Raw genomic sequence first — 11,527 nt, 5'->3', positions numbered from 1 at the left:
CGCGCCGTATTTACCCAAGAGGATTTTTTCATGGCTACTAACCGTTCCCGTCGTCTGCGCAAGAAGCTGTGTGTAGACGAGTTCCAGGAGTTGGGTTTTGAGCTCAATCTGGAATTCAAGGAAGACCTGACCGATGACGACATCGATGCCTTCCTCGACGCGTTCCTCGATGAAGCCATGGATGCCAACGGCCTCGACTACGTCGGCGGCGATGACTACGGCCTGGTTTGCCTGGCAGAGCGTGGTTCGGCTACCGAAGAGCAGCGCGCCATCGTCGAAGCGTGGCTCAAGGCCCGCAGCGAAGTGATCAAGGTTGAAGTCAGCCCGCTGATCGATGCCTGGTACCCGGAAAAGCCGATCAATCCGGCTGTCTGAGACCTGGCATCATTGCCTGTCGGTCTTTGATCTCCAGCGAAAAAGCCATCCCGCAAGGATGGCTTTTTTGTGCCTGTCATTCAGGCCGGCGAAGTATGAAAAAAACCGACTTTACGCAGATCGGTAGAATTGTCCTACATGATTAGTCTGGATAAAAATCCCGCTACAGTGCACTTGCGATGCCGCACTGCCCGTCCGCTTGGGGCATAATGCCGCTCTGTTACGGCGCGTTCAGCTCATTATCTTTGCGCCATCTATCGTTCACCGAGGGAATCCATCTTGCCCTCATCTGGTTTTTCATCTTTGTTGTAAGGTTTTAAATTGATGATCAGACTCTTGCGTCCTCTGTTACTGGCCACTCTGCTCGCACCTGTTACGTTCCAGGCCCAGGCTGCCACGATCAACACCACACTTCCTCCCAAGGTTCAGGCGGCCCTCAAGGCCAGCAAGCTGAACGATGATGCCCTGTCGCTGGTCATGCTGCCGCTCAATGGCCAGGGCACACCTACCGTGTTCAACGCCGATGTGTCGGTCAACCCTGCCTCGACCATGAAACTGGTCACCACGTACGCGGCGCTGGAAATCCTGGGCCCCACCCACCAGTGGAAAACCGAATTCTTCACCGATGGCACCCTGAACAACGGCGTGTTGCGCGGCAACCTTTATCTCAAGGGCGGCGGCGACCCCAAGCTGAACATGGAGAAACTCTGGCTGTTGATGCGCGACCTGCGCGCCAATGGCGTACAACAGGTGACCGGCGATCTGATTCTGGACCGCAGCCACTTCGTGCAACCGGTGCTGCCGGCCTTCAACGACGACGGCAATGATGAAAACAAACCGTTTCTGGTACGCCCCGACTCGCTGCTGGTCAACCTCAAGGCCCTGCGCTTTGTGACCCGCAATGACGAGGGGCGCATCGTCGTGGCGGTCGAGCCGCCCATTGCCACCATCCGTATCGACAATCAGGTCAAGGCCAGCGCTGCCAAGCAGTGCGGCGACGATGTGCGTTATAACCCGGTACCACAAACCGACGGCAGCATGACCGTTGTTGTCAGTGGTCAACTGGCCAAGGGCTGTAATTCGCAAACCTACCTGTCGCTGCTCGATCACCCCGCTTACGCGGCCGGCGCCGTACGCGCCATCTGGCAAGAGCTGGGCGGCAGCATTCAGGGCGGCGACAAGGTCGCCAACGTGCCGGCCGGCGCCAAACTGCTGGCCCGCACGTTTTCACCGGATCTTGTCGAAGTCATCCGCGACATCAACAAATACAGCAACAACACCATGGCCCAGCAACTGTTCCTGAGCCTGGGGCAGGAGTTTCGCACCACAGCCGACGGCGATGACGCCAAGGCAGCGCAGCGGGTCATCCGCCAGTGGCTGGCGAAAAAAGGCATCACCGCGCCACATCTGGTCATGGAAAACGGTTCTGGCCTGTCGCGCGCCGAGCGGGTCAGCGCCCGGGAAATGGCCATCCTGCTGCAAGCAGCCTGGCGCAGCCCGTATTCGGCCGAATTCACCAGTTCCATGCCGCTGGCCGGCATGGACGGCACCATGCGCAAACGCCTGAAACGCACACCACTGCTGGGTGAAGCGCATATCAAGACCGGCACACTGAACACGGTGCGGGCAATTGCCGGCTACAGCCGCGACAGCAACGGCAATACCTGGGCAGTGGTGGCCATCCTCAATGACCCACGTCCGTTCGGCGCCTCATCGGTGCTCGACGAGGTACTGGTCGAGCTGTACCGTCAGCCCAAGCTGAACAACGACGCGCTGTCGATCGCACAACCGGCGCTGTAAACACGTTGAAGGGTCAGGCCTGTCAGGATCAAACCTGCTCCGGCTCGACCCTGTCCCGCCCGGCCTGCTTGGCCGCATAAACGCCCGAGTCGGCCCGCAACAGCAAGGCATCGGCGCCCTCATCGGGGCGCCAGCTGGCAATGCCGAAGCTGGCTGTGACCCGCCCAACCCCTTCGACCGACTGACTGCGCATGATCTGCCACAGGTTGACCGCCAGTTGCCAGGCCTGCTCACCCTGAATGCCAGGGCACAGGATAATGAACTCTTCACCGCCCAGGCGGCAAAACACATCTTCACCACGCAGACGCTGGGCAATCGTGCGCGACACCGCCTGTAACACCGCATCGCCTACCGCATGGCCGTGCTGGTCATTGATGCGCTTGAAATTATCGATGTCGAGCATGATCACCGACAGGCCGCCGCCGTAGCGCTCGATACGCCGGAGTTCGGCCTGCAGGCGCTCCTGAAAATAGCGACGGTTGTAGGCGCCGGTGAGCACATCGGTGACCGACAAGGCCCGCAATTCATCCTCGACACGCTTCATGTCGGTCACATCGCTGAGGAAGCCATGCCAGAGAATGCCGCCATCGGGCAATCGCTCCGGGGTGGCTTCGCCACGCACCCAGCGAATGCCACGCTCGGGAAGCTCGATGCGGTATTCCTCGCGCCACGGCTTGAAGTGTTCACTGCTGTCGCGCATCACCCGCATCACCCGGATGCGGTCCTCGGCGTAGGTGCGATCGAACACCGCATCGGCATTGGCAACGATTTGCTCTTCTGTCAGCTCATACAGCTCGCACATACCGACACTGATGTAATTGAAGCGCGCCTGGCCATCGGCAAGGCGCTGAAACTGGTAGATACCGCCCGGTACCTGGGAGCCAAGCCGCTCCAGCAGGCGGTCGCGCGCCGCCAAAGCCTCATGCACCCGCTTGCGCTCGGTGATGTCGATGCACACCGCCAGATAGCCGATCCATTGATCCTGATCGTCGCGCACGGCGGTCACCAGCATATTGACCGCCAGGGTGCTGCCGTCACGGCGGCGGAACATCCATTCCCGTGCCGGATGGCTGTCCAGTTCGGTAGCCTCGATCAGCATCGCCTGTTCCAGCGGCACAGGCCGCTGGTAGTGCTCGCTCAGTTGCCGGGCATGCGCCTCAAGCTCGACAGGATCGTGCAAATCCTTGAGCACGAACTTGCCCAGCACTTCAGCTTCGGTGTACTCAAGCATCTTGCGGGCGCCGACGTTGAAGGTGCTGATCACCCCGTTCAGGTCGGTGGCAATGATTGCGACTTCGGTGGCAGCATCCAGCACGTTGCGCAGTTGCCCATGGGTAATACGCAGTTGCTGCTCGCGCAGGCGCAACTGGCTGGTACGCTGGTCGACCAACAGCAAGGCACGCTGGCGCTGGCCGATCAGGCTATAGAGCAAGGCGCTGAGCATCAGGCTCAACAGACCACCCAGCACCACCACGCTACCGGCCATGGACTGGTTGCTTTGCAGGAACGATTCGGTGGGGCGTACCTCAAGCAAATAGTCGCGATCGGCCAGGTTCAACAAGGTACTGACCCGCAAGTCACCGGCAGCCGCTTGCACCGTCGACTGGTAAAGCAACTGCGGTTCGGCGGGCGACCCGAGATCGAGCATGGTCACCGCCAGATTGTCCTGGGTCGGCAGCCCTTCGCTCATCAGCTCACCCAGGCTGATCACCGCCATGGCATAGCCGCGCAGTTCCGAGCCGCCATCACCCTCGTTGTTACCGGGACTGAACACCGGGGCCACCAACAGCACCCCGTGGGCGTATTCCTGTTCCAGACCGACCAGTTCAATACGCGGCGTAGCGGCAATCGAACCCAGCATCCGCGCCCGCTCCAGGGTCTGGTGGCGCAGGTGTTCGGAGTTGATGTCAAACCCCAACGGCAACGGCAGGCTGCTCAACGATTGGGTGAACAGCACCGGATAATATTCGTCACGGGGGCTGGCAAGCACCAGTTGCCCACTGGCATCGCGCTCGCGAATGGCGTAATCGGGCAGACCTTCAGCCCGCACAGCCGCCTCAAACGCCGAGCGCTGGGCATCGGTAACCCGCGGGCTCCAGGAATAGGCACGCGTCCCCTCCAGCAATGGCGCAGCAAAGCCGTTGTAGTCGGTTCGGGTGACCTCGTTGGAATACACAAAATAGCGGCGCAGGCTGTCCAGCCGGCTGAGTTGACTGTCAAGGCGTTCCTGAATACGGATAAAGCGCTCGCTGGCCAGCAGATCGAAACGCTGTCGCAACTGGCGCTGGTACAGCTCGTAATAGTTCAGCGCCAGCATGGCTGTCAGCGCCAGCCCCGCCATCAGGGCGAGCAGGGCAACCAGCCACGCAGAGGCTTGCTCGTTGATAAAACCGAGGATCCGGGGTCTGGATTGTTTCGCAGCCATACTCAAAACTCATGACGCCAGCAAGGATTGAGCGTCATGCTGGCCGTGCATCCGTTATAGCTATTTGCCATTAATTTGCCTAGCCCGTGAAAGCCATAACCTGGACAAATCGAGCAATCTCTAATGATTTCACCGAGATAGCCAGAGCATCCTGCTCTTTGTTGCAGCAATATGACGCATTCATCACCCGGTCGCCCCGCCCACGATCAAGCAATCATGAGCGGGTGCCGGCCAGGTATCAGGCCGTACGCACGGTGATTTTCCAGGCGCGGTGAATCCGGTCGTTACGCGAGAAATCCGGGTCCAGGGTCTGGGCGCTGATTTCCTCGACGTTATAGCGCTGGCCCACATGCTCGTCGAGGACGAACTTGCGGAAGTTATTGGAGAAATACAGCACGCCGCCGGGTGCCAGACGCGCCATCGCCAGATCGATCAGCTCGACCTGATCACGCTGCACATCGAACACGCCCTCCATGCGTTTGGAGTTGGAGAAGGTCGGCGGATCGATGAAGATCAGCTCATATTCCTCACGGCACTCGCGCAGCCAGACCATGACATCGCCCTGCTCCAGGCGGTTTTTCTCGGAAAAACCATTCAGCGACAGGTTACGCCGCGCCCAGTCCAGATAAGTACGCGACAAGTCGACGCTGGTGGTACTGCGCGCCCCGCCCTTGGCCGCATGCACGGTGGCTGTTGCGGTGTAGCAGAACAGGTTCAAGAAGCGCTTGGCCGCCGCTTCTTTCTGGATGCGCATGCGCATCGGCCGATGGTCGAGGAACAGACCGGTGTCCAGGTAATCGGTGAGGTTGACCAGCAAACGCACGCCGCCCTCGCTGACTTCCATGAACTGCCCCTGAGCGGCCTGACGCTCGTACTGGCGGGTGCCGCTCTGACGCTCGCGGCGCTTGACCACGACATGGCTCTTGTCGATGCCCAAGGCCTGCGGAATGGCCGCCAGCGCATCGAACAAACGCGCCGAGGCCTTGGCCGGGTCGATCGATTTGGGGGCTGCGTATTCCTGAACATGGACCCAGTCGCCGTACAGATCGACGGCCACCGAATACTCGGGCATGTCGGCGTCGTAGACGCGATAGCACTCGACCCCTTCGCGACGCACCCATTTGCCCAGTTGCTTGAGGTTTTTCTGCAGGCGGTTGGCAAACATCTGCCCGCCTTCGCTCAGGCGCGCCTGTTCGACCGGGGCCGGCTTGCTCTCGTCACGTACGGGCGGCTGCTCTTCAAGCGCCGCCTGGCGCTGCTCGGGCGTACGGCGCTCGCCGGTGACGAATTGATCGGGTTGTACCTTGAGCAACAACAGCTTGCACGGCAAGGCGCCGTTCCAGAACGCATATTGCTTGTGGCTGCGAATGCCCATGCGCTTGCCCAGGTCCGGCGCACCGGTGAATACCGCCGCCTCCCAGCCCAGACAGGCCTGGCGCAGACGCTCGCCAAGGTTCTGATAGAGGTACAACAGGCTGGCCTCGTCGCCCAGACGCTCGCCGTACGGTGGGTTGCAGATCACCAGGCCTTTCTGGTTCTGGTCGGTGCGTGGCTCGAAGGTACCGACTTCGCCCTGGTAGACCTTGATCCAGTCACTCAGGCCTGCACGTTCGATGTTGTTGCGCCCCGGCTGGATCAGCCGGGGGTCGGCTTCGTAGCCGCGAATCCAGGATGGCGTTTTTGCAAGTCCGGCTTCGGCGCGGGCCAGCGCTTCGTCGTGCAGCTTGCGCCACAGCGCTGGCACATGGCCTAGCCAGGCACTGAAGCCCCAGCGTTCACGCTTGAGGTTGGGCGCGATGTCGGCCGCGATCATGCCGGCCTCGACCAGAAAGGTGCCCACACCGCACATCGGGTCGGCCAGCGCGCCGCCCTCGGCGGCAATGCGCGGCCAGCCGGCACGGATCAGAATCGCCGCCGCCAGGTTTTCCTTGAGCGGTGCCGCACCTTGCTGCAAGCGGTAGCCACGCTGGTGCAGGCTGTGCCCGGACAGGTCCAGGGACAGAATCGCCTGGCCACGGTCCAGGCGCAGGTGCACGCGCAGGTCCGGATTGATCTTGTCCACCGAAGGGCGCAGGCCGTCGTTGGTACGCAGTTTGTCGACGATAGCGTCCTTGACCTTCAGGGCACCAAAGTGGGTGTTGTCGATGCCCGAGCCGTGACCGCTGAATTCCACGGCGATGCTGCCATCGGACTCCAGGTGATCGTGCCACTCGACGTCCAGCACACCGTGGTACAGGTCCTCGGCATTGCTCATCGGGAAACGCTTGAGCACCAGCAACACGCGGTTGGCCAGACGCGACCACAGGCACAGCCGGTAGGCAGTCTCCATGTCGGCCAGGCCACGAATGGCGGAGGTGTGTTCCCGGGCCTCTTCAAGGCCCAGCCCGGTGGCTTCCTCGATCAGCAGGCCTTCGAGGCCTTTGGGGCAGGTGAGGTAAAGTTCGTAGCGATCCGACATGTGTATTCCAGGGCCTGAGCCATCAGCGGCGAGCAACGCATTGCCCGACCAGATTCAAGACAGGCGCTTTCTGACAGCGCCTGCGTGGCACGTAATGTGTGCCGGTCCACCGCGGTAACAGGTACATCGCCGCGACAGTGTATTAATTTTTGCACAACAGCGGTTTCAAAATGCTCAGCGAGCGCGAAGTTTCAAGACACATGAAGTCACATCTCGACCCTTCGTCGAATAATAAATAAAAGCATTCAGCCATTATCGATCAAAATAAAAATTGTTCTCGTGTGCTGCAACTCCTTGCAGTGCTTGGATTATTGACTGAATCATCCATGAAACACATTTGCGCTTAGCACTCATCAGACCTAAATGTGACGCCCTTATGACAAAACGATCATTCACAGCGTGTCGTGCATTGGTTAGAAATCGTCTCAGGTCATCACTGCAACGGTGATGGCATCTCGCCTGTGACGCCGGCAGCAGGCAGACATGGCAGAAGATTTCTGTCAGACCTCAACACGAGGTCCATGGACATTACAGTCAACAAACGAGGGCAACACCCTATGAGAAGACTTAAGCGTGATCCGTTGGAAAGAGCATTTTTGCGCGGATATCAGTACGGCGTTAGTGGAAAATCCCGTGAGCTTTGCCCATTTACTCTACCGTCGGTGCGTCAGGCGTGGATCAATGGTTGGCGTGAAGGACGCGGCGACCAATGGGACGGTATGACCGGCACTGCGGGAATCCACAGGCTCAACGAACTTCACGCAGTCGGATAGAGGTAACTTGCGAAGCAGTCCATCAAATCTTGTCTGACCTTGTACATTGCATTCGTGTGATCACCGCCCTGACCGGGCGGCGGGCCACAGGCCCAGGGGCTCCTTTTTAAAGGAGCCCCTTTTTCATGTCTGCACGATCAGCGCCGAGGCAGGGCCGCAATGGCATCGACCGACTGGCGAATCAGGTCCGGGCCTTTGTAGATAAAGCCCGAATAGATCTGCACCAGGCTGGCGCCCGCTTCGATTTTTTCGGCAGCATGCCGGCCTTCGGTAATGCCGCCGGCAGCAATGATCGGCAAACGCCCGCCCAGTTCACCGGCCAACACCTTGACAGTGTGAGTACTCTTTTCGCGCACCGGCGCACCCGACAGGCCACCGGCCTCGTTGGCATGCAGCAGCCCTTCGACGCCTTCGCGGCTCAGGGTGGTGTTGGTGGCGATCACTGCATCCATACCCGACTCAAGCAGGGCACTGGCCACCAGCACGATTTCTTCATCGATCATGTCCGGGGCAATCTTGATCGCCAGCGGTACGCGCTTGCCATATTGCTGCGTCAGCGCCTCCTGACGCACGCGCAGGGCATCGAGCAACTGCTTGAGCGAATCACCGAACTGCAGGCTGCGCAGACCCGGGGTATTGGGCGAACTGACGTTGACCGTCACGTAGCTGGCATGGTCGTAGACCTTGTCGAGGCAGATCAGGTAATCGTCGACTGCGCGCTCTACGGGGGTGTCGAAATTCTTGCCGATATTGATGCCCAGCACGCCACGGTATTTGGCTGCTTTTACGCGGCTGACCAAATGATCGACCCCCAGGTTGTTAAAGCCCATGCGATTGATGATGCCCTGGGCCTCAGGCAGACGGAACAGCCGTGGCTTGGGATTGCCGGGCTGAGCACGCGGGGTCACGGTGCCGATTTCGACAAAACCGAAACCCAGTTGGGCAAAACCGTCGATGGCCGTGCCATTCTTGTCCAGGCCCGCCGCCAGCCCGACCGGGTTGGCAAAGCGGATGCCCATCACCGTTACCGGCAATTGCGCGGGCGCTTTGCTCAACAGGCCATTGAGGCCCAGACGGCCACCGGCGCCGATCAGGTCCAGAGACAAATCGTGGGAAGTTTCCGGGGAGAGTTTGAACAGTAACTGGCGGGCCAGGTTATACATGGGCGGGCGAGGCTCGTGAGCGGCTGAAGTCAGGCGGCGATTATAGACGGCGGATGGCCTGCCAGGCGAGAAATCCTGTACCAAGGGGCACTGGCACATGCCTTGCTTGAACCGGGATAACGCTCTCGGCAACGTCGCCGACGGGTATCGACAATGGCGTCGTTGTGGCTCGCAGCTTGTGCGGTGGGCTCAACGACGCTTTTTTTATGGATGTAGTTCGGCCTATGAACCAACGATCAAGCAATGCCCTGGACTGGGTGGCGGGCAGCGATGCCCCCGAAATGAACAGCATTGACATAGGCTTCATGGCCCTGACCGATTGCGCCTCTCTGGTGGTGGCCGCCACTCAGGGTTTTGCCCAGCCTTACGGGCTGACCCTTAACCTCAAGCGCCAGGCCTCCTGGGCCAACCTGCGCGACCGGCTGGTCAGTGGCCAGTTGCACGCCGCCCATAGCCTTTACGGCCTGATCTATGCCATGCAACTGGGCATCAGTGGCGCGGCGGCCGCCGACATGGCGATCCTGATGGGCCTGAACCAGAACGGCCAGTGCATCAACCTGTCGCGTGGTTTGCAAGACGCCGGCGTGACCAGCCCTGAAGCACTGGAGCGTACCGTGCACCACCGAGGTGCAAAGCTGACGTTTGCCCAGACCTTCCCCACCGGCAACCATGCCATGTGGCTCAATTACTGGCTGGCCAGCCAGGGCATTCACCCGCTCGACGATGTCGACAGCGTCGTGGTGCCGCCACCCCTGATGGTTGCGCACCTGCAAGCCGGACGCATCGACGGCTTTTGCGTTGGCGAGCCCTGGGGCGCCAGCGCGGTGCAACAGAAACTGGGCTTTACCCTGGCCACCAGCCAGTCGATCTGGCCCGACCATCCCGGCAAGGTGCTGGGCTGTACCGCCGAGTTTGTCGAGCAGAACCCCAATACGGCCCGCGCCCTGACCATGGCGGTACTCGAAGCCAGCCGCTTTATCGAACAAAGCCAGGAAAACCGCCGCAGCACGGCACAATTGCTCAGTGGCGCCGATTACCTCGATGCGCCGCCGGGCTGCATCGAACCGCGCCTGTTGGGCCAGTACCAGGACGGGCTGGGCAACAGCTGGCAAGACCCGCATGCCCTGCGCCTGTTCGGTGACGGCCAGGTGACCTTCCCCTGGCTGTCGGATGGCATGTGGTTCATGACCCAGTTCCGCCGCTGGGGCCTGCTACGCGAAGACCCCGATTATCTGGCCGTTGCCAGCCGCGTTCACCGCTTGAGCCTGTACCGCCAGGCCGCCGAGGCACTGGGCATCGCCGTGCCGGACAGCCCCCTGCGCAGCAGCCAGTTGATCGACGGGCGAATCTGGGACGGCAGTGACCCTGCAGGTTACGCACGCAGTTTTTCTCTGCACTCGCGAACCGATGGCGCCCCCGCCATCGCTGCACCTTGAGAGGCAAGCGATGATGCTGCGTATTCTGCTGATCAATGACACACCCAAGAAAGTCGGGCGCCTGAAAGCTGCCCTGAGCGAGGCCGGGTTCGAGGTCATCGACGAGTCGGGCCTGAGCATCGACCTGCCGGCGCGGGTCGAAGCCCTGCGCCCGGACGTGATCCTGATCGACACCGAGTCCCCTGGCCGCGATGTGATGGAGCAAGTGGTGCTGGTCACCCGCGATCTGCCTCGCCCCATCGTGATGTTCACCGACGAACACGACCCCGGCGTGATGCGCCAGGCGATCAAGTCCGGGGTCAGTGCCTACATCGTCGAAGGTATTCATGCCAAGCGTCTGCAACCGATTCTCGATGTCGCCATGGCCCGCTTCGAGAGCGATCAGGCACTGCGTGCGCAACTGGTGGCCCGCGATCAGCAACTGGCCGAGCGCAAACGCATCGAACTGGCCAAGGGGCTACTGATGAAGATGAAGCACTGCAACGAAGAAGAGGCCTACACCCTCATGCGCCGCCAGGCCATGAGTCGCCAGCAGAAGCTGATTCAGGTGGCGGAGCAGATCATTTCGATGAGCGAGATGCTGGGGTAGGACATACCGGGCGGTGCTGCGCAGGACTAATGTCGATCAGTCAGGCTTCGGCACGCATTTGGGAGAGGCAGCTCTGCTGGCGATTGCTGCGGCACAGACGCAGCAGATGTGCTGATTTTACTGGCCTCATCGCCAGCAGAGCTGCCTCCTACAAGCGCGTTGAGGTATAGATATTCTCGCGCACTGGCGACTTGCCGCTTTGTAATGCCTCAACCCACTCATCGGTGCTCAACACCGCCGCAAACGCCGCTTGTAGCACCGCCGAAATCACCCGGTGAACTTCCTCGGCGCTGACACTGCCGGCGCGGTTGCGATACGACACGGCGCCTGTGGCATCGCTGAGAAACTCCACCGCCAGGCCGCGATGTACCGCCTGCTGAATGGTTGCGTTGTCGCAGTTCTGGGTCATGTAGCCCGCCACACTCAGGGTGTCGATCTGCTGCTCGATCAGCCAGTCGCCAAGGTTCGTGCCCTGAAAGGCGCTGGCATGGCTCTTTTCGACCAGCAA

General features: G+C 60.6%; 9 protein-coding genes. 5 read left to right on the top strand and 4 right to left on the bottom strand.

All coding sequences use genetic code 11. The features are described 5' to 3' along the window. Positions 1-30 precede the first annotated feature (30 nt). Both ACYP2A_RS12620 and dacB read left to right on the top strand, forming a co-directional pair. Positions 31-375, top strand: coding sequence for a YggL 50S ribosome-binding family protein (locus tag ACYP2A_RS12620; protein WP_459745344.1), 345 nt, complete (start codon positions 31-33; stop codon positions 373-375). 324 nt (positions 376-699) lie between these two features. Further along, entirely contained in the window at positions 700-2,175 is a 1,476-nt protein-coding gene (gene dacB / locus ACYP2A_RS12615; protein ID WP_459745342.1) for a D-alanyl-D-alanine carboxypeptidase/D-alanyl-D-alanine endopeptidase, read from the top strand. A gap of 28 nt (positions 2,176-2,203) precedes the next feature. Here dacB and ACYP2A_RS12610 read toward each other — a convergent pair whose 3' ends face one another. Continuing rightward, positions 2,204-4,600, bottom strand: coding sequence for a sensor domain-containing diguanylate cyclase (locus tag ACYP2A_RS12610; protein WP_459745340.1), 2,397 nt, complete (start codon positions 4,598-4,600; stop codon positions 2,204-2,206). A gap of 238 nt (positions 4,601-4,838) precedes the next feature. Next, positions 4,839-7,058 (bottom strand): bifunctional 23S rRNA (guanine(2069)-N(7))-methyltransferase RlmK/23S rRNA (guanine(2445)-N(2))-methyltransferase RlmL, encoded by a 2,220-nt coding sequence (gene rlmKL / locus ACYP2A_RS12605; RefSeq protein WP_459745339.1) that lies wholly within the window; start codon positions 7,056-7,058, stop codon positions 4,839-4,841. A gap of 557 nt (positions 7,059-7,615) precedes the next feature. Here rlmKL and rmf point away from each other — a divergent pair. Next, a complete protein-coding gene (gene rmf / locus ACYP2A_RS12600; RefSeq protein WP_082481508.1) occupies positions 7,616-7,831 on the top strand; it encodes a ribosome modulation factor in 216 nt (71 codons plus the stop codon). Positions 7,832-7,968: 137 nt separating this feature from the next. Here rmf and ACYP2A_RS12595 read toward each other — a convergent pair whose 3' ends face one another. Further along, positions 7,969-8,994, bottom strand: coding sequence for a quinone-dependent dihydroorotate dehydrogenase (locus ACYP2A_RS12595; protein WP_459745337.1), 1,026 nt, complete (start codon positions 8,992-8,994; stop codon positions 7,969-7,971). A gap of 224 nt (positions 8,995-9,218) precedes the next feature. Here ACYP2A_RS12595 and ACYP2A_RS12590 point away from each other — a divergent pair, with 224 nt between their 5' ends. Both ACYP2A_RS12590 and ACYP2A_RS12585 read left to right on the top strand, forming a co-directional pair. After that, entirely contained in the window at positions 9,219-10,430 is a 1,212-nt protein-coding gene (locus ACYP2A_RS12590) for a CmpA/NrtA family ABC transporter substrate-binding protein (protein WP_459745335.1), read from the top strand. Between the two features lie 13 nt (positions 10,431-10,443). Next, positions 10,444-11,019: an ANTAR domain-containing response regulator gene (locus tag ACYP2A_RS12585; RefSeq protein WP_459745334.1), complete on the top strand. Its 576-nt coding sequence runs from the start codon at positions 10,444-10,446 to the stop codon at positions 11,017-11,019. Between the two features lie 148 nt (positions 11,020-11,167). Here the strand turns inward: ACYP2A_RS12585 and ACYP2A_RS12580 are convergent. Further along, positions 11,168-11,527: isochorismatase family protein (locus ACYP2A_RS12580; RefSeq protein ID WP_459745332.1), on the bottom strand; the 360-nt coding region annotated here is incomplete at its 5' end.

This window comes from Pseudomonas sp. 3A(2025) (assembly GCF_054589175.1).
Note: the sequence above shows the minus strand (reverse complement) of the source record. Positions and strands in the feature narration are given on the sequence as shown.